This is a genomic window from Pseudomonas sp. 18.1.10 (assembly GCF_024655625.1).
Taxonomy (GTDB): Bacteria; Pseudomonadota; Gammaproteobacteria; order Pseudomonadales; family Pseudomonadaceae; genus Aquipseudomonas.
Genome location: NZ_JANLGL010000118.1, coordinates 1 through 18,873 on the forward strand (window position 1 = coordinate 1; position 18,873 = coordinate 18,873).

The window sequence follows — 18,873 nt, forward strand, 5'->3', positions numbered from 1 at the left end:
ACCGGATGCGTCAGCTGACACACCGCCTTCGCGAGCAAGCCCGCTCCCACATTTAGGGCCAGTTTCACAGTAGACCTGTGTGGTCTTTGGGAGCTTCACCATGTTGAACACCTTGCTTCCCATTTTATTGTTTGCCGCCCTGGGCCTTGCCGTCCTCGGCGCCCTGCGCCGGGTAAACATGTGGCGCCGTGGCCGTGCGTCCAAAGTCGACCTGCTGGGCGGCCTGTTGGCCATGCCCAAGCGCTACATGGTCGACCTGCACCATGTGGTCGCCCGCGACAAATACATCGCCAACACCCACGTCGCCACGGCGCTGGGCTTTGTGCTGTCGGCATTCCTCGCCATCCTCGTGCACGGCTTCGGCCTGCACAACCGCCTCCTCGGCTACGCCTTGCTGCTGGCCTCGGTGCTGATGTTTGTTGGCGCGACCTTCGTCTACCTGCGGCGGCGCAACCCGCCGTCACGCCTGTCGAAAGGCCCGTGGATGCGCCTGCCGAAAAGCCTGATGGCGTTCTCGGTGAGCTTCTTCCTGGTGACCTTGCCGGTGGCCGGGATTCTGCCGGCGGACTTCGGCGGCTGGCTGCTCGCGGCGTTGTTGAGTGTGGGTGTGTTGTGGGGCGTGAGCGAGATGTTCTTCGGCATGACCTGGGGCGGCCCGATGAAGCACGCCTTCGCCGGTGCCCTGCACCTGGCCTGGCACCGCCGCGCCGAGCGTTTCGGCGGCGGGCGTTCCACCGGTTTGAAACCGCTGGATCTGAGCGACAAGACCGCGCCCCTGGGCGTGGAAAAACCCAAGGATTTCACCTGGAACCAACTGCTCGGTTTCGACGCCTGCGTGCAGTGCGGCAAGTGCGAAGCCGCGTGCCCGGCCTTTGCTGCCGGCCAGCCGCTGAACCCGAAAAAGCTGATCCAGGACATGGTCGTCGGCCTGGCCGGTGGCACCGATGCCAAGTTCGCCGGCAGCCCGTATCCAGGAAAGGCCATTGGCGAACACAGCGGCAACCCGCACCAGCCGATCGTCAACGGTTTGGTGGACGCCGAGACCCTGTGGTCCTGCACCACCTGCCGCGCCTGCGTGGAAGAGTGCCCGATGATGATCGAGCACGTGGACGCCATCGTCGACATGCGCCGCCACCTCACCCTGGAAAAAGGCGCCACGCCGAACAAAGGCGCGGAAGTCCTCGAAAACCTCATCGCCACCGACAACCCCGGCGGTTTTGCCCCGGGCGGTCGCTTGAACTGGGCGGCGGATTTGAACCTGCCGTTGCTCAGTGAAAAAGGCTCCGCCGACGTGTTGTTCTGGGTCGGCGACGGCGCCTTCGACATGCGCAACCAACGCACCCTGCGTGCCTTCGTCAAAGTGCTCAAGGCGGCGAATGTCGACTTCGCCGTGCTCGGCCTGGAAGAACGCGACAGCGGCGACGTGGCCCGCCGCCTGGGCGACGAAGCGACTTTCCAGTTGCTCGCTTCGCGCAATATCCAGACCCTGGCCAAGTACAGTTTCAAGCGCATCGTCACCTGCGACCCCCACAGTTTCCATGTGCTGAAAAACGAGTACGGCGCCTTCAACGGCAACTACGTGGTGCAGCACCACAGCACCTTCATGGCCGAACTGATCGGCGAGGGCGCGCTGAACCTGGGCCAGCACAAGGGCAACAGCGTGACCTATCACGACCCGTGCTACCTGGGCCGCTACAACGGCGAATACGAGGCGCCGCGCCAGGTGCTGCGCGCGCTGGGGATCGAGGTCAAGGAGATGCAACGCTCGGGCTTCCGTTCACGCTGCTGCGGCGGCGGTGGCGGGGCGCCGATCACCGACATTCCGGGCAAGCAACGCATTCCCGATATGCGCATGGAAGACATCCGCGAAACCGGCGCCGAACTGGTGGCGGTGGGTTGTCCACAGTGCACGGCGATGCTTGAGGGCGTAGTCGAACCGCGTCCACTGATTAAGGACATCGCGGAACTGGTGGCCGATGCGTTGCTGGAAGACGCTGCGCCAGCCAAAGCCCCCCTAAAGCGTGAACCTGCGGAGGTGCACTGATGAGCGACATTATCCGCCGCGACCCCCGGGCTGAATGGATCGCCCGCAACCGCCTGCACCCGCTGCATGCGGCGATGCAACCGGTGCAACACAGTTGGATGGGGCCCAACGGCGTCATCCGCAAGAACGTCCATGGCGTCGGTTTTATCGGCCCCAACGGGATCAAGCGCATCGACCGCAGCGGCGCCCAGCAGGGCGGCGCGGCCAAGCGCACGGCGGCGGTGGAAGTGCAGTTGCCGCTGCATCAGGTTGCCGCGCCGGCGTTCTACATCAACGTGGTGCCGGACATGGTCGGTGGCCGCCTGAGCAGCCACGACCGCGACTTGCTCGGCCTCGCCCGCCAACTCGCCGGCAGTGACGGCGCGGTGCTGGCGGTGGTGTTTGGCGAGCATAAGGAAAGCGCGTTTGCCACGGCCGGTGTCGATCGCCTGCTGGTGCTGGAGGGCCATGAGTTCGACGGTTATGCACCGGAACAACGGGTGCAAGGTCTGCGGGCTGTGGATAACCAGTTCAACCCACGCCACTGGTTGCTGCCGGACAGCCGCAGCGGCGGCGGCGAATTGGGTCGGCGCTTTGCCGCCAGCCTCAAGGAACGCCCGGCGACGCGCGTGTGGCAGATCAAGGGTGACGAGTGCATCGGCCGTGCCGGCGCGGGCCAGGAAGACTTGGCCCGGCCGCTGCCGCGCCTGATCCTCGCTGCCGTGGAGTGCGCGGAGCCGGTCAGCGAAACCCGTCACGAAGTTTTGCCCGTGGAGTTATCCACAGGCCTGGCACGCAGCCTGCCGCGTATCGAAGACCTCGGCGCGGTGGCGGTGGACCCGGCAGCGATTCCGATGGCCGAAGCCGAATTCATTTTCTCCGGCGGCAATGGCGTGAAGGACTGGGCGCTGTTCCACCAGACCGCCGCCGCCCTCGGCGCCACCGAAGGCGCGTCACGGGTGGCGGTGGACGATGGCTTTATGGCCCGTGACCGCCAGGTTGGCGCCAGTGGCATCTGGGTCACCGCGCGGGTCTACGTGGCGGTGGGTATTTCCGGGGCGATCCAGCACCTGCAAGGCATCGGTGCCTGCGACAAGGTGGTGGCGATCAACCTCGACCCGAGTTGCGACATGATCAAGCGTGCCGACCTGTCGGTGATCGGCGACAGCGCCGCAATCTTGCAAGCCTTGATCGCTGCGGTAGAAACCTACCGCAACGGCGCCAAGCGCGATGCGGCTTAAGGAGTTGGCCATGACCACGAATGTAATCAGCCTGGTGTCCATCGGCGCCCACCCCACTTCCGGGCGCCCACGCCGCGCCGAGCAGGACGCGCGCGCGGTCGAGCTGGGTTTGCAGATGGCGGGGGATCAGTTGCAGGTGCTGCACGCCGGCAATATCAACGAGCCGACCCTGCGCAGTTACCTGGGCATGGGCCTGCCGCAATTGCATGTGCTGGAACAACCGGCGGGCAGCGATGCGTTGCCGGTGCTCAGCGACTACCTGCGCGATGCCGGTGCCCACGTGGTGCTCGCCGGCAGCCAGGCGGAAACCGGTGAGGGCTCGGGCATGTTGCCGTTTTTGCTCGCCGAACAATTGGGCTGGCCGTTGATTGTCGGGCTGGCGCAAGTGGAGTCCATCGACGGCGGCGTGGCGCATGTGCTGCAAGCGTTGCCGCGCGGGCAGCGGCGGCGGTTGAAGGTGCGTCTGCCGTTCCTCGCCACCGTGGACAACGCCGCGCCCAAGCCACGGCAAAGTGCCTACGGGCCGGCGCAACGGGGTGAGTTGGCGGCCCATGAGGTCGAGGTGGAAGAGGACGGGTTGTTCACCGACGCCGTGCTGCAACCGGCCAAGCCTCGGCCCAAGCGCCTGAAGGTCATCAAGGCCAAGAGCGGTGCGGACCGGATGAAGGCGGCGACGGCCAAAGCCAGTGGCGGCGGTGGGCAAGTGCTCAAGGGCGTGAGCGCGGAAGAGGGCGCCCAGGCGATCCTCAAGTTGTTGGTGGAAGAGGGCGTCGTGCGCTAACCCGACAGCGCAGAAAATCAAGTGTGGGAGCGGGCTTGTTCGCGAATGCGGTGTGTCAGTCAACCAATTGACCGACTGATCCACCGCATTCGCGAGCAAGCCCGCTCCCACATTGGATTTTCACTGTGTCTGGGGCGCCTGAGGTGTCGGCACAGGCACAGGCTTGGGCACCAACTCCGGCAACGGTGGCGGCAGCGGTGCCCAGTTGGCATCCGGCTGTTGCATCGGCGGCGGCAGCGCAGGCGTCGGGTCGCCGCCGGTGGGCTTGAGGATCATCTTCTCGGTGGTATCCCGCAGGATCATGCCTTCCGTCGAGCTGCGCGCCTCGGTGCCGCTGTGGAAGGTGCTGATCTGCGAGATCGGCAGGTCCAGGTTGCGTTCGATTCTCGGCGTCAGCAGCAGGATGATCTCGGTTTTCTGCTGGGTGCTTTTGTTGGTGCCAAACAGCTTCTTGCCAATCCAGGGGATTTGGCTCAACCAGGGTAGCCCCGAGCCTTCGTCGATGTCGGCGGTGCGGATCAGGCCCGAGACAATCTGGGTTTCGTTGTTGCGTGCGGTCAGCAGGGTCTTGGTGGCGCGGGACCCCAGTTCGAACGTCGCCGGCACACTGTCCGTTGCTTCGATGCGCTTGGTGATGTGGCTCATTTCCACATTCAATTCCAGGTTCACCTCATCGCTGAGGCTGATGATCGGCTTGACGGTGATTTGCAGCCCTACGTCCTGGTAAGACACCGATGATGTGGTGATCTGGTTGGCCGTGGTCGTGGTGACGACGGGGATCTTGTCGCCGATATTCACCGACGCCTCTTCGCGGTTCCGCACCCGCACCCGGGGGTTGGCCAGGGTCACGGTGTTGCCGCTGCGTTGCAGCATATTGATGCGCGCCGAGGTGCTCCCCGAGTCCAGCAGGATGTTGTCACCATTGATCCCGCGCAATGCGCTGAGGGGCACGCCCGCCAGCCCGGCGGGCACGTTGGCCAGGTTGCCCACCGACACCCCCACGCTCTCCGGGTACTTGATGCCCAGGTTCAACTCATCCGCCAGACTGACCTCCAGCACCTGGATATCAATGGTCACTTCCGACTGCGCGATATCAATGGCCTCGACCATCTTCTCCACGGCGCTCAGGGTGTCGAGCCCATCACGTACGATCACCGCGTTCAAGCGCTCATCCACCAGCACTTCCTTGGGCTTGAGCACCTGCTTGATCTCGGCGGCGACGACCTTGGCGTCGCCATGGCTGAGGTAGAAGGTGCGCACCGCCAGTTCGCGGTATTCGCGTTCTTTGTCCGGCCGCCGGGGGTAGATCAGGATGGTGTTGTTGTTGAGGATTTTCTTCTCCAGGCCCTGGGTGGTTAGCAGCAGGTTCAGGGCATCTTCGGCGGTGGTGCGGCTGGCCGTCATACTGGCGGACGCACTGGGGTTGACGTCCTTGTCGATGACAAAGTTGACCCCCGACAAGCGCGCGATGGTTTCGAAAATCGTGCTCAGGCTCTGTGAGCTGAACTCCAGGCTCAGGGGTTTGCGCATGGCGTCGGACAGGTCTGCGCTGAGGTAATCGGCGCTCACCAGTTCGCGGGTCAGGGCGTTGCGAAAGTCCAGGGCCTCTCGGTAGTTGGGCTTTTGCGCGATGATCTGGCGCACCAGGTTGAGCGCCTCTACCGGGTTGGCGCGTTTCATCTCATAGGCCCGCGCCAGCTGCGGACGCAGTTGTTTCATGGCCTGGATGCTCTGGATTTCCTGGCGCGCGCCGAGGTTGCCGGGGTCGTATTTGAGGATGGTTTCCAGGGCGCGGATGGCCGCCGCGTCGTCGCCGCGCATCAGCGCGGTGCTGGCCTCGCGGCTGTATTGGGCAACCAGCAGTTCCAGCTTGCCGAATTGCGCCGTGCGCAATTGCATGTCGTCAGGCGATTGCTTGGCTTCGGCTTGCAACACTTCGACTGACCTGACGATATCGCCCTGTTGGCGTAGCTCATCGCTGTGCTTGAGCGCCCGTTGGGTCTCACAGCCATGGAGCAGCAGCGCCAGGCTCAGGGGAATCCACGTACGTCTCGTCATGATCGTATCCTTGCCCGGTCATTGGTGGTCCAGGCGCAGGGTGCTGACATGCTTGAGCGGCAGGTAGGTCAGCACCACGGCGGTGTCGGTGAGTTTGTCCAGCCGGTAGTGGGCGTCGAGCATCTTGCCCGGCACGATGCGCCCGGGCACCGCGCAGCGGTTGCACAGGGTGTACTGGGTGCCGTTGCCGCGCAGTACGACGATTTTTCCCTGGTGCTCGTAACGCCATTGCGCGCTGACGGTGAAGGGCAGCGGCGGCGGTTTGGGCGGCGCGGTATCCACGGCGGCCGGCGGCGGTGGTGGGGTCCAGGACTGGGCTGGGAACAGGTCGATCGCTGTTCCCGGTTGGGGCGCGGGCGTTGGCGCCGGCGCAGGCTCGGCGGGCTTGACCACGGCCGCGCTGGGCCGGGGGGCGGGGTTCTCCGGGGTGTCCTGCCAGAACAGCCAGCCGCAGCCGACCAGGGTCAGCAGCAACAGCACGCGCAAATACAGCGGCAGTTTCATTCCATCACCCCCAGTACGCTGACCTTGAGGTTGATACTCAGCAAGCCGCTGACGATTTCCTTGCGTTCCAGGGTCAGGCTTTCGATGCGCACCGCTGGTTCTTGCGCCGCATCTGCCAAGGCTTCGCGCAACAGGCTGTAGGGGCCGGAGAGGGGGATCTCCACGTCCAGGCGTTGCAGGCCGATATCGCCGGGGACGGAGTAGGCGAGGGTGGTTTGGTCGACGATGAAACCGCGCCGGCCGAGGGTGTCCAGCAGCTTTTCCAGGCGTGGGGCGAAGTCAGCGGCGCTGGGCATCTCGTCCACCACCGCAGGTTCAGTGACTTGAACATCCTGGGGCTGTTCGGCGATAGCGGCTTGCAGTTCCTGGCGCCGCTGGCTGTCGGCGATGCTCGCCGGGTGCACCACCGTGGCATCGATCACCAGCGCTGCGGCCATCAGGATCAACGCCAGCAGGCCCCAGAAGCCCAGGCTCTGCTGCCATTGCAGCAGGTACCAGCGCAAGCGCGGCAGGTGGCGGGTCAACGTGTCCATAGGTGGCTTACCCCGTGCCAACGGCAAGCTTGACCTGCACGGGGTGCTGCGGGTCGTTGGCTTTGCGCGCGCTCTGTTGCAAGTGCACATGGACCCCGGGTTGGGCCTTGAGCCGTTCGACAAAGCGGAACGCATCGCCCAGCGCCTTGGCTTCAAGTTCCAACAGCAACAGCTGGGTCTGGGTGTTGACCTCCACCCGCGTCAGGGCGATGTCTGCGGACCAGGCCCGGGCTACGGCGTCCATCAGCGGGAAGGGCGTGATCGCTTGTCGGGAAAACGCGGCCAGTTGCTGTTTTTGTTGCGGAGAGAGGCGAATCGCGGCCTGGATCAACTGCTCTTGGCGGCGCGTCAACTGGATGAACTGCTGCTCCAGTTCATCGGTGTGCAGTTGCTGTTGCTCCATGCGCTGCCAGTGCTGCCAGGTGTTGAACAGGAGCACGAGCGCCACCAGCCACAACACGCCGATCAGTGGCCGAAGGGGCGCGTTGGCGCGTTGGAAATCAACCGTGGGCGCAGGGGGCGTACGCAGCAGCTGCCAGGCATTGGCGAGCCAGGGTTTCATACGGGGGCGTCCTCCAGCCAGGGATGCAACGGCCCCAGCCATGGCGCGACAGGGCGGTTGGCGACAATCAGCGTGGCCGCCGCGCTGCGCTGCGTGAGCAGGTCGGCGGTGAACAGGTTGTCGCTCAACTGGCTGTCGGGTTGGGTGGGCAGCACGCACACCTGGGCCGGCGCGCCCTGTTGCCGATAGAGGCAGCTGAGGGCGTCGGATTCGGGGACCGCCAGCACGCAGTCTTCGGGCAGGTATCGCCAGTAGCGCTGGGCCACGGCCGTGAGCAGCGGGGTGCAGGTCAGCAGGGGCAAGCGCGCCAGCTTGAACAGGTCGCGCAGGTCTTGCAGCAGATCGCGTTGGATCGCCACCGCGAGGCGGTCATGGCCGAAGGCACTGTGGGCGACCTGCACCTGCCAGCCCTCGGTACTCATCCCGGCCTGCTGGTTGAACGCGGCTTCGGCGAACCCTTGCCAGTCAGCCTGGCGATGCAGGCCGGTTTGCCATGGCAGCATCAGGTACTGCACATGGGGAAAGCCCAGCAGCACACTGGCCCGGTCCAGAAACCGCACGCGCCCGCGCGGTGCCTGCTCCAGCAATTGCGCACAGGCCGCCAACGGCTCGCCGGCCTGTTCCGCGCGCCACACGGTTGCACCCCGCCAGCGTGGGCGGGCAGCCCAGGTGGCACCGCCGCTGTGCAACCACACCACATGTTCAGTAAAGGGAAATGACACGGTGGATCTCCTTGAGCGTGGTCTCCCCCCGGGCGGCATGGGCCAGGGCGATTTCGCGGATGAACTCGTGCCCCGCTTCACGCGCCAGCTCGCGCAAGGTGGATGCGGAGCTGCGGTCGAGCAGGCCTTGTTTGATGCTGTCGGTCATGTTGAGCACTTCCGCCAGGGCGATCCGCCCGCGATAGCCGGTGTGGCGACAGGCTTCGCAGCCTTTGCCGATGCGGTAGTGGCCCTGCTTGAGCTGGGTGCTGGTCAAGTGGGCGAGCCGGGCGATTTCTGCATCGGGTTTGGTGCTGATCCCACAATCCGGGCAGATGCGTCGCACCAGGCGTTGGGCGACTACGCCGTTGAGGGCTTCCACCACGCTGTGGGCATCGACGTCCATGTAGCTGAAACGCTCAAGAACGCTGAAGGCGCTGTTGGCGTGCAACGAGGTCAGCACGCGGTGCCCGGTCAAGGCGGCTTGCACGGCGATGCCAGCGGTTTCGCCATCACGGATTTCCCCCACCAGGATCGTGTCGGGGTCGTGGCGCAGGATCGAGCGCAGGCCACGGGCGAACGTCAGGCCCTTCTTGTCGTTGACCGGGATCTGCGTCACCCCGGCCAGGTGATATTCGACCGGGTCCTCGATGGTGATGATCTTCTGCTCCCCGGTGTTGATTTCAGTGAGTGCGGCATACAGGGTGGTGGATTTGCCACTGCCCGTAGGCCCGGTAACGATCAACATACCGTAGGGCTCGCGGGCCAACACGCGAATACGCGCGATGGTGTCAGCGGCCAGGCCGAGGCTTTCCAGGCTCAGGGATTCGCCGCGCTGGGACTTGTCGAGGATGCGCAGCACCGCGTCTTCGCCGTGGATGCTGGGCATGATCGACACGCGAAAATCCACCTCGCGGCCCTGGATTTTCATCTTGAACCGCCCGTCCTGGGGCACCCGGCGTTCGCCGATATCCAGTTCCGACAGCACCTTGATCCGTGACAGCGCCTGTTCGGCCATGTCCAGGCCGCTGGCGTTGCCCATCTTTTGCAACACGCCGTCGATGCGGTACTTGATCTCCAGGCCTTCGGGGTTGGTTTCCACATGAATATCGCTGGCGCGGCTTTGCAAGGCGTCGAACAGCATCGAATTGACCAGGCGCACCACCGGGTTGTCGTCGCGGGCAATGCTGCTCAGGGAAATTTCCTCGGCGGCCTGGCCGACGCGGGCGTTTTCGTCGCCTGCGCCGAAGGGCTGCATGACGCGCTGGCTGGTTTCGGCGAGTTTCAGTTGGGCCTTGACCGCGTCCGGCAGGCTCATGGCCAGCGGCAGTTGGCGCAGGTTGGGGGAGGCCTGGATCCAGTGCCGGTTGGCCTGGGCAAACGGCTCGCCCAGCACCAGGCAGGTGCGGCCCTGATAGTCCACGGGCAGCACGTTGTGGAGCAACGCCAGGGGCAGTGACAACACGTCGAAACGCCAGTGCTGTTCCAGGTAGCCGGGCTCGATGGCGATCAAGCCCAGCGGCGCGGCGATGCTGCGCAATTGATCGGGGCTGTTGTGCAGCACTTCCAGCAGGTAGTTGGCCAAGGACATTGACCGCTGCTCTGCCAGCGCTTGCCATTGGCGTGTCTGTTCGCTCATGGCACTACCCCTGTATGGACCCGGCCAGTTCGAAAATCGGCATGTACAGCATGAACACGATCAGGCCGATCAGCCCGCCCACCACCAACATCAGCAACGGTTCGAAAACCTTGCTGAACAGCTCGATGGCGCGTTCCAGCGCTTCGTCGTGAAACTGCGCAATGCGCTCGCACATGGCCGCCAATTCGCCGCTTTGCTCGCCGACGCGCAGCAGGCGTTCAGCGACAGCGGTGGTCAGTTGATGGCGCGCCAGGGACGTGGACAGCGGCTGGCCGGCCTGGATATCGCTGATGGCGTGGCGCAGGTCAGTCTGGCGCTCGGTGGGCAGCAGTGCACCGGACATTTGCACCGCTGTGACCACTGGCATCCCGCCCATCAGCAACATGCCGGCGGTGCGATAAAAGCGCGCGAGGATAAACAGCGTGCGCTGGGCGCCGAGGCTGGGGATTTTCCAGAACAGATCGGCGACCCGGCGCTTGAACGCGGCGCTGCGAAACAGCACCACGAGCGCGACAATCGCCAGCACCACGCCGATCAACAGCTCGGTGCCGCGGGTATCCACCAGCGCGCCCCACCCCACCATAAAGCGCGCGGTGGCGGGCAGATCGGCCACCGCGTCGAACACCGAGGCGAAGCGCGGAATCACGAAAAACAACAGGAACAGCAAGATCAACGCCCCTACGCTGAGCACCACCAAGGGGTACATCAGCGCGCCGCTCACGCGCTTTTTCACCGTCTCCAGGTGCGCTTCGAAATGGTGATAACGCCGTAGCGCCACGGCCAGTTGGCCGCTGTGTTCGGACGAGGCCACGGTGGCGATCAACAGCTCGGGAAACACCTGGGGCTTGAGCTGCATCGCCCTGGACAATGAATTGCCTTCGTACATCGACGCGAGCAAATCAGCCATGACCTGCCGGTTGATCCCGGGTGGCGCCTTGTCGCGCAGGGTTTCCACCGCCTCCACCAGCACCAGGCCGGCGTCCAGCAACACCACCAGCTCCTGGATAAACAGGCCCAGGGCGAACTTCGCGCGGCGGCTGGGCAAGGCGAGTTGGCGCCGGGCCTTGAGCGAGATGACGTGGGCACCTGCGGCTTGCAGTTGCTGGCGGGCCTGGGTCACGTCGACAGCTTGCAGACGCAGGGTCTGCAAATGGCCATCGCGGATGATGCGGGCGTCGATGTCGATCATGGGGTTTGCCTCGCCAGCTGCTGGCGTTGCTGCAGCAACTCGCCGTAGTAGCGCCATACCGCCAGCGCATAGCGGGTGCGACGCTCATCCCGGCCAGGTTTTGCCCCTGCGTTGTAGGCACCGACGGCTTGCCAGCCGTAGCCCTTTTCTTGAATGAACCCGGCCAGAATCCACGCGCCGACCATCACACTGGTGCAGGGCTGGGTCATCAAATGTCGCTCGGTAATGCCGAACTGCGCGAGGGCGGGCAAGTGGCGCGTGTTGATTTGCATCAGGCCGATGTCCTGGCTGCCATCGCCGTTGATATTGCGCGCGCGAGGGTTGAGGCCGGACTCGACCTTGGCAATGGCGTACAGCAACAGTGGGTCGATGTGATAACGGCTGGCCGCCAATTGCCAGCAATTGGCCTGGGTGGTGCCCGCGAGGCACACCAGGGTCAGGGCCAGCAGCAGCCTGCGCATGTCACAGGCCGTACACGATATCGGCGTAGGTGTTCTCCCCGCCGGCCTTGCCGTCTCGGCCGAGCGAAATGATCTCTGCGTCGTTGGGCGGTGAACCGGGGTTCTTGAACAGGTACGGGTTGCCCCACGGATCGGGGGGCAACGTCTTCAGATAAGGCCCCTGCCAGTTGTTCGCGTTGGCCGGGCGGGTGGTGAGTGCGTTCAGGCCAAGGGTCTCGTCGGGGTAGTTGCCCGTGTCGAGGCGGTATTGGTTCAAGGCATCCGCCAGGGCCTTCATCTGGCCTTGGGCGGTCTGGACTTTGGCCAGTTCGAGGCGGTCGAACATCTTCGGGCCGACGTAGCCGGCGAGGAGGGCGATGATGAGGAGGACGACCAGCAGCTCCAGCAGGGTGAAGCCGTGTTGGGGGTTGTGGATAAGCGAGCGTGTGCGCATGGCGATACCCGGCGGTTGTGTGTAACTCTTCCGGCCCGGATTTTAGGCGGGCACCGCCGGTAGAACTGCGTTAGAACCAGTACTTATTCCAACTGTAGCGTCGGTCGATATACGGCGCCGAAGGGCACCCTATAACGATTGGCACTTTTCTATATCGTTATTGTGAATAACAAGCCTTTTTGGAAAAGCGCCGCGAGGTTCTCGCGACGCTTCAATGTTTACGATATGTCCTATATGGAGTTGTCGGTGTGCTTATTTGGCAATCCAAGCATCCTGCCAATTAGATCCGAATTCTGGCTCATACTGGGTCGCACTCTGCGTCCATATCGTGCACCATCCGGAGACGCCTCCCGGCTTGCATTCGTAGATCTTGCCATTTTTGGGTTGAAGTACGAGGGTTCCAGCTTTGTATGACTTCAGTTGATCAGGGAATACGAAGTCATATTTTTGCGGTTCACCCGTGCCGGTCAGTGTGAGAGGGGCTGAGGACTGGCGTGAAGTCCGGCCATCTTCGGTTGTTCCTGTCGCAATGAGCGTATGCAGCCCAGGCTGAGAACGGATAGCCATATCCAGCCAGGCTCCTGTGTTGCCTACAACGCCTTTGGCTGTCCCTACTGCTTTGTTGGCAGCATCAAATAACGTGGCTTCCACGTTCATTGTTGGGTTGGCAATGACGGTGAATTTCAGATCATATTTCCCATCGGTTAGTTTGTTTTCAGCAGGGAGTGCGGATATGGCCATGCGCGCATTAGGATTTTCCTTGATGTCTTTCTCTATTTCGTAATGAGTTATCAAACTTGCCGGGGCGGCGTAAATATCATTTTCACCGCTTTCGGGAACAATCGTTCCATCGGCTTGAGGCTTGCCTGCTTTGACTAATGTTTGAGTGTCATTGAATTTTTTCGCGAGAATACGAGGCCATTGCTCCTGCATCCCTTCTTCTGGCGTTCCGATAGTGGTCGAAACGGTATAAGTCTGGCTTTCTCCAGAACTGGTGAACGCACGCGCCTTAACCGAATCTCCGGGCAGTAAGGTGTCTACGGGCAAAATAGTGCCGATCTTTTTCATGCCAGGTACGCCTGGCCCGATCTCGATGTTCACGTCAATGGGTTTGTGAAATGCCATCGGGGTGTCACCAACGGTCCACTTCGCGAGAATAACGTGGTAGCCACTCTTGCCTGGGGGAATCACGCAGTTGTGAGTGAGACCCGTGGCAGGCACCACGTTGCCCGCGTTGATGCTACAGAAAGGTGCGGAGTCGAATGACGCACGTGTGAGGGGTTGGTTCTGATTCCAGCCGTTTTTTGTAATGAAGTACTCATACATGGTGGCCGGGTGTGGCGCGGTAAAAGTCCATGTGAACGAGATATTCAAATCTGAAACATCCGTTTTATTCCATCGAGTGGCTGTCTGGGCGTCCAAAGGCGCGAAGCGGTCATTGCTGCCGCTGGCAATTTCGCCATCAATCGGTCCTTGCCCTGGTGCGCCGCCTTGGCCATTGGGAAAGCCCTTGTAGGTTTCGCCTGTGCTTTGTCGCTCCCATTGTGCGCCCCCACAGTTAGTGTTCAGTCCCTTACTACACTTGTCAGGCCGTGAACCGTCCACATCGCCATGGGCAAAAACGGTCTGTATGGGCATCAACATACAGGCTGTCAGCAAGTACTTTTGAAACACACTCATATATCTAAATAAGTTGTTCATGCTCAATTCCACCTTCAATTCAGATAAACAAGTTCCGAACTGCTGGAACGATCAGTTGTGTAAATGCATTCATGTCATCGGTTCAGCTCATCTCCCACGGGAGCGGTGCGGGTTAGAGGGTTACTCTGTACAGAGCCATACAGAAACACCCACCCTTGATAACTACCTTGCCCTGTAAAACCTTGATTGATGGCTGAGAAATTGCCTTGTTTGAACGGCGTGCCCTTGGCCTTGCTGAACACACCCATGAGGGTTTCGCCCGGTCCTTCAACCACCCCCCAGTCGGCAGTGCCGGTCAGCGGATCGTCGTAGGCCTTGCGCAAGTAGCGCTGGGTCGTTGGCTGGCGGCGGTCGAGCACCAGGTCTTCGAGTGTCTTGGGGAAGGTATTGCCCTCCCGGTAATACAACCCAATTGCCCGGCGTATCTCATTGCCCCGCGCCAGCAGTTCCAACTCCCGCTCGCGCTGCAACACGCTGGACCACAGCGTGCCCACTTCCATCAGCATCACGGCGACCACCGCCACCGTCACCAACATGCCCATGAACACCGAGCCGTGCTGGCGCTGTTTACCAGTCGGCATAGGCGCTCCCGTCGTTGGCCGTGCCGGGCGCACCGCTGCGCACGTCGCCCAGGCCTTGTTCGTCCGAGGGTTGCAGTTGCCAGGTGTCGCGGCTGCCGGTCACCGGGTCCTTGGGCACCTCGCGCAGGTAGCGTTTATCCACCAGGGCTTGCAGGGAGTCGGGGTTGGCGCCGTGGTCTTCGCGGTATTGGTCCAGCGCCTGGCGGATGGCCGACAGGTTGTGGCGCAACACGGTTTCCTGGGCCTTGGCGTGCTGGCGGAAATACTGGGGCGTCACCAGGGTCATGAGGGTGGCGATAATGGCCATGACCACCAGCAACTCGATCAGGGTAAAACCCCGATCACCACTGGCTGTATAACGTTCCATTCAAACTCTCCCGGGGGCTGCGGGATGAAACGTCGAATACATCCTCTCCCTCTTGTGGGTTGTCGGCGGTGCTTTTGTAGCTGCGCAGTTGCCAGGTTTTTTCCGGCGCAAGCTCGGAGCACTCGCACATCGGGTCGCGTGGAATGCGGCGCAGGAAATAGAGTTTGTTGCCTTGCAGGTTGGTTTTATCCGTGACGCCTTCGACCAGCACGTGCAGGGTCGGTGGGTAACCACTGGCGGTCACGCTTTTTTCGATGCGGCCGTCGTCGCTGGCCTCTTTATAGGAATCGATGGCGCGGCGGATCTCCCGCAACGAACGTTGCAAGTCCAGTTCCCGGTCGCGTTTACCCATCAATGCCGTCAGCGGATAAGCCACTGTCGCGAGCGTGGCCAGCAGGGCCAGCGTCAGTAGCAATTCAATCAGCGTAAAACCTGTGGCGCAGTGATGGCTGGTTTTACCCTGCCGCATCACCGTTGTGTCTCCTGTTATCCCGCCAAGGACTTCCGCGTTAACCCAGGCTTGTGAAATGAACTGCAAGGGAAAGTGTAGATGCCGTATGTTTTTTGTACAGTTGCCGCGGTTACCCACAATCGCTGTGTGCGGGGCTGTGGATAAGGTGTTCGTGGTTGTCCACAGGCCACGTGAATCAACGGCTACAGGCCCTTGTACGAAAAATAACCAGGCTAAGTGCCGGTTTTTAGGGTGGTTTTTGTGTGGATAAGGACGCCGAGGGACCTGGACTTGCCCCCAAAGTCTGTTGGCGCTTCTGTGGATAAGATGTTCGCTATTGGCTACAGGCCTTATGGATAAAGGCTTTCGCCGACATGATTAAAAATTGACCAATTTGCCTGTAAATGCGAATGAAAGCTCTGAAAGCCTTGGTTTATGAAGCTTTGGCGTGGTTTTCCACAGCGCAGCCAAAGTTACACCCAAAGTCTGTTGGCGGTTCTGTGGATAAGGTGTTTGCGTACCGCTACAGGCCACGGTTTTCGCTGCTTACAGAGTTATGGTTAAAAATTGACCAGTGTCTGCCTGAAACCGTCTACTTGAATAAGTCACGGATTTTCTTCAGTTATTTGTGGACGACAAGCACAGTTGCCCACAATTGCTGTGGGTGTCTTTGTGGATAAGTTGTTGGGTAAAGGCTGGAGGGCAGGGGGTTAGCGGGCTGGAGGCGGTCTGGCTAGATTTTGAACAGTGTGCAGATCCAAATGTGGGAGCGGGCTTGCCCGCGAAGGCGGTGTGTCAGTCAATGCATGTTCAACTGATCTACCGCTTTCGCGAGCAAGCCCGCTCCCACACAAGCCCGCTCGCACATTTTTATTCGTGTACGGCAACACCCTTGAGGTACGGCGCCGGCGCCGCGCCCAGGTTGCTGAGCATGCGCTCGCTGTACCAATCCACGAAGTTCACCACGCCGAACTCATAGGTCTTGGAGTACGGGCCTGGCTGATAGGCCGTGGAGTTGATACCGCGCTGGTTTTCTTCGGCCAGGCGCCGGTCCTGGTCGTTGGTGGCGTCCCACACCTGGCGCATGCGCTCCACGTCGTAGTCCACGCCTTCGACAGCGTCCTTGTGCACGATCCACTTGGTGGTGACCATGGTTTCCTGGGCGCTGATCGGCCACACGGTGAACACGATGATGTGGTCGCCCATGCAGTGGTTCCACGAATGAGGCAGGTGCAGGATGCGCATCGAGCCCAGGTCCGGGTTCTGGATGCGGCCCATCAACTTCTTGCAGCCCTGCTTGCCGTCGAGGGTCATCGACACGGTGCCCTTGAGCAGCGGCATGCGCACGATACGGTTGCGCAGGCCGAAGCTGGCGTGGGCGTAAGGGATCTTTTCGGCGTCCCAGGCAGCAGCGGAGGCGGCGACATGGTCCTTGAACGCCTGGTCGGCGCGCGGGTCGGTGACGTCGTCCCATTCCAGCAGGGTTTTCAGCAGTTCCGGGTGCGACGCGTTGCAGTGGTAGCACTCGCGGTTGTTTTCCAGCACCAGCTTCCAGTTGGCTTTTTCGAACAAGGTGGTCTGGATCGCCACCTTGGTGTTCTCCATGTCATACGGTTCCATGTAATGGTTCAGCGTCGACAGGAAGTCATCGATGGCCGGCGGGTTCTCGGCCAGGCTGATGAAGATGTAGCCACCGGCGGTCTTCACGTTCACCGGTTTCAAGCCGTATTGCTTCATGTCGAAGTCGGCGCCCATCTCGGTGCCGGCGAACAGCAGGCGGCCGTCCAGCTCGTAGGTCCACTGGTGATAATGGCAGACCAGTTTGGCGACCTTGCCCTTGTCGCTGGTGCACAAGCGCGAACCGCGGTGGCGGCAGACGTTGTGGAATGCATGGACCACGCCTTCGGCGCCACGGATCACGATGATCGGGTTCTTGCCCACTTGCAGGGTCAGGTAGTTGCCCTTGGCAGGGATCTCGCAGGTCATGCCGGCGATCAACCACTCTTTCTGGAAGATCTCCTGCATGTCGATATCGAACAGCCGCTCATCAGAGTAAAACGGCTGTGGCAGCGAGAAGGTGCGCTCGCGCTCTTGCAGCATTTGCGCGGTGGCCTTGCGTGCGGGTTCCAGCGGATCGCCCAAGCTTAAGGTTGCGGTGACGTCCATCGTGTGTGTCCTCATGGCCATTCTGTGTGGCCGGCGAATAGTGGCTACGGTTAGTGCAGTGCAAGGCGTAAAGAAAGCGTCGTTGTTGGGAGCGAGTGTGGGGCCGCCGATGCGTCGAACCTTATCCATGGGCGACATGCCCCAATCTGTTCCCGACGCGCAACCCCCGGTCGTTGGGGGCTGGTCGCGATAAGTATGTGAATGTCGCAGATAGGTAAATGGGCGTTTGCGCCGTTACGCAGAATCGCCACCATAAAGCCGAACATCGGCAGTGGAGAATCAGCATGTCCAACAGCTTCCTGAATCCGGTAACCACCCAGACCTGGGCCAATGGTCGGCACATCGTCCGTTGCGTCAAAGTCATCCAGGAAACCTGGGACGTGCGCACCTTCTGTTTCATGGCCGACCAGCCGATCCTGTTCTTTTTCAAGCCGGGGCAGTTCGTCACCCTGGAGCTGGAAATCGAAGGCCAGCCGATCATGCGGTCCTACACCATTTCCAGTTCGCCGTCGGTACCGTACAGCTTCTCGGTGACGATCAAGCGCGTACCGGGCGGCAAGGTCTCCAACTGGCTGCACGATACGCTGCACGAAGGCCAGGAACTGGCGGTGCACGGGCCGGTGGGGTTGTTCAACGCCATCGACTTCCCGAGCCCGAAAGTGCTGTACCTCAGCGGCGGCGTGGGGATCACCCCGGTGATGTCCATGGCGCGCTGGTTCTACGACACCAACGCTAATGTCGACATGACGTTTATCCACAGCGCCCGCTCGCCCAAGGACATCATCTACCACCGCGAGCTGGAGCACATGGCGTCGCGCATCGACAACTTCAGCCTGCACCTGATCTGTGAAAAACACGGCCTGGGCGAGCCGTGGGCGGGTTATCGCGGTTACCTGAACCACAAGATGCTGGAATTGATGGTGCCGGACTTCCTCGAGCGCGAAGTGTTCTGCTGCGGGCCGACGCCCTACATGAATGCGGTGAAGCGCCTGTTGGAAGTCGCCGGTTTCGACATGGCGCGTTATCACGAGGAATCCTTTGGTGCGACGCCACCGGAAGCCCGTGCCGATGCGGTGGAACAAGCTGAACAGGCTGCGGATGCACCGGAAGTCGACCTGGCGGACCTGCACCAGGTGGAATTCATTGCCTCGGGCAAAAGCATTCGCGTCGCCCCCGGCGAAACCGTACACGCCGCGGCAGCCAAGCTGGGCTTGTTGATCCCGAAAGCCTGCGGCATGGGGATCTGCGGGACGTGCAAGGTGATGAAGCTGGGCGGCGAAGTCGAGATGGAGCACAACGGCGGGATCACCGAGGAAGACGAAGCCGAGGGGTACATCCTGTCGTGCTGCAGCGTGCCGAAAGGCGATGTGCGCATCGAGTTCTGACAGCGAGCGCAGTTCAATGTGGGAGCTGGCTTGTGTGGGAGCGGGCTTGCTCGCGAAAGCGGTGTGTCAGTGACTTATCGGGTGACTGACACTCTGC

The 18,873-nt window shown here is 61.9% G+C and carries 18 protein-coding genes; 4 read left to right on the plus strand and 14 right to left on the minus strand.

Features of this window, described 5'->3' with window-relative positions; all coding sequences use genetic code 11:
• The first annotated feature begins 100 nt into the window (after positions 1-100).
• The 3 genes from dgcB to NUV89_RS18995 are packed head-to-tail and all read left to right on the plus strand — an operon-like array spanning position 101 to position 4,045.
• Entirely contained in the window at positions 101-2,044 is a 1,944-nt protein-coding gene (gene dgcB / locus NUV89_RS18985; RefSeq protein WP_257782514.1) for a dimethylglycine demethylation protein DgcB, read from the plus strand.
• Complete coding sequence (locus tag NUV89_RS18990; protein ID WP_257782515.1) at positions 2,044-3,264, plus strand: electron transfer flavoprotein subunit alpha/FixB family protein; 1,221 nt, start codon at positions 2,044-2,046, stop codon at positions 3,262-3,264. Before dgcB ends, NUV89_RS18990 begins: the two co-directional genes overlap by 1 nt.
• A gap of 10 nt (positions 3,265-3,274) precedes the next feature.
• Complete coding sequence (locus tag NUV89_RS18995; RefSeq protein ID WP_257782516.1) at positions 3,275-4,045, plus strand: electron transfer flavoprotein subunit beta; 771 nt, start codon at positions 3,275-3,277, stop codon at positions 4,043-4,045.
• 120 nt (positions 4,046-4,165) lie between these two features.
• Here the strand turns inward: NUV89_RS18995 and NUV89_RS19000 are convergent, their stop codons facing one another.
• From NUV89_RS19000 to gbcA, 14 genes are all read right to left on the minus strand, one after another.
• Positions 4,166-6,103, minus strand: coding sequence for a secretin N-terminal domain-containing protein (locus tag NUV89_RS19000; protein WP_257782517.1), 1,938 nt, complete (start codon positions 6,101-6,103; stop codon positions 4,166-4,168).
• A gap of 18 nt (positions 6,104-6,121) precedes the next feature.
• A complete protein-coding gene (locus NUV89_RS19005) occupies positions 6,122-6,607 on the minus strand; it encodes a hypothetical protein (protein ID WP_257782518.1) in 486 nt (161 codons plus the stop codon).
• Positions 6,604-7,140, minus strand: coding sequence for a hypothetical protein (locus NUV89_RS19010; protein WP_257782519.1), 537 nt, complete (start codon positions 7,138-7,140; stop codon positions 6,604-6,606). The genes NUV89_RS19005 and NUV89_RS19010 overlap by 4 nt, the downstream gene beginning before the upstream one ends.
• A gap of 7 nt (positions 7,141-7,147) precedes the next feature.
• Complete coding sequence (locus tag NUV89_RS19015) at positions 7,148-7,702, minus strand: hypothetical protein (protein WP_257782520.1); 555 nt, start codon at positions 7,700-7,702, stop codon at positions 7,148-7,150.
• Complete coding sequence (locus NUV89_RS19020; protein ID WP_257782521.1) at positions 7,699-8,424, minus strand: hypothetical protein; 726 nt, start codon at positions 8,422-8,424, stop codon at positions 7,699-7,701. Before NUV89_RS19020 ends, NUV89_RS19015 begins: the two co-directional genes overlap by 4 nt.
• Positions 8,405-10,042, minus strand: coding sequence for a GspE/PulE family protein (locus NUV89_RS19025; protein WP_257782522.1), 1,638 nt, complete (start codon positions 10,040-10,042; stop codon positions 8,405-8,407). The genes NUV89_RS19020 and NUV89_RS19025 overlap by 20 nt, the downstream gene beginning before the upstream one ends.
• 4 nt (positions 10,043-10,046) lie before the next feature.
• Positions 10,047-11,231 (minus strand): type II secretion system F family protein, encoded by a 1,185-nt coding sequence (locus tag NUV89_RS19030; protein ID WP_257782523.1) that lies wholly within the window; start codon positions 11,229-11,231, stop codon positions 10,047-10,049.
• Positions 11,228-11,692 carry a transglycosylase SLT domain-containing protein gene (locus NUV89_RS19035; protein WP_257782524.1) on the minus strand — a complete coding sequence of 155 codons (465 nt, stop codon included), beginning with the start codon at positions 11,690-11,692 and terminating at the stop codon, positions 11,228-11,230. Before NUV89_RS19035 ends, NUV89_RS19030 begins: the two co-directional genes overlap by 4 nt.
• A 1-nt stretch (position 11,693) precedes the next feature.
• Entirely contained in the window at positions 11,694-12,125 is a 432-nt protein-coding gene (gspG, locus tag NUV89_RS19040; protein WP_257782525.1) for a type II secretion system major pseudopilin GspG, read from the minus strand.
• A 252-nt stretch (positions 12,126-12,377) separates the two neighbouring features.
• Positions 12,378-13,826: a lytic polysaccharide monooxygenase gene (locus NUV89_RS19045; protein WP_257782526.1), complete on the minus strand. Its 1,449-nt coding sequence runs from the start codon at positions 13,824-13,826 to the stop codon at positions 12,378-12,380.
• Between the two features lie 74 nt (positions 13,827-13,900).
• A complete protein-coding gene (locus NUV89_RS19050) occupies positions 13,901-14,407 on the minus strand; it encodes a type II secretion system protein (RefSeq protein WP_257782527.1) in 507 nt (168 codons plus the stop codon).
• Positions 14,394-14,774 carry a type II secretion system protein gene (locus tag NUV89_RS19055; RefSeq protein WP_257782528.1) on the minus strand — a complete coding sequence of 127 codons (381 nt, stop codon included), beginning with the start codon at positions 14,772-14,774 and terminating at the stop codon, positions 14,394-14,396. The genes NUV89_RS19050 and NUV89_RS19055 overlap by 14 nt, the downstream gene beginning before the upstream one ends.
• Positions 14,749-15,243 (minus strand): prepilin-type N-terminal cleavage/methylation domain-containing protein, encoded by a 495-nt coding sequence (locus NUV89_RS19060; RefSeq protein WP_257782529.1) that lies wholly within the window; start codon positions 15,241-15,243, stop codon positions 14,749-14,751. The genes NUV89_RS19055 and NUV89_RS19060 overlap by 26 nt, the downstream gene beginning before the upstream one ends.
• Before the next feature lie 852 nt (positions 15,244-16,095).
• On the minus strand, positions 16,096-17,391 hold the full coding sequence (gene gbcA / locus NUV89_RS19065; RefSeq protein ID WP_017738439.1) for a glycine-betaine demethylase subunit GbcA: 1,296 nt from the start codon (positions 17,389-17,391) through the stop codon (positions 16,096-16,098).
• A gap of 284 nt (positions 17,392-17,675) precedes the next feature.
• Here gbcA and gbcB point away from each other — a divergent pair, with 284 nt between their 5' ends.
• Positions 17,676-18,776 carry a glycine-betaine demethylase subunit GbcB gene (gene gbcB / locus NUV89_RS19070; RefSeq protein ID WP_017738440.1) on the plus strand — a complete coding sequence of 367 codons (1,101 nt, stop codon included), beginning with the start codon at positions 17,676-17,678 and terminating at the stop codon, positions 18,774-18,776.
• The last annotated feature ends 97 nt before the right edge of the window (positions 18,777-18,873 follow it).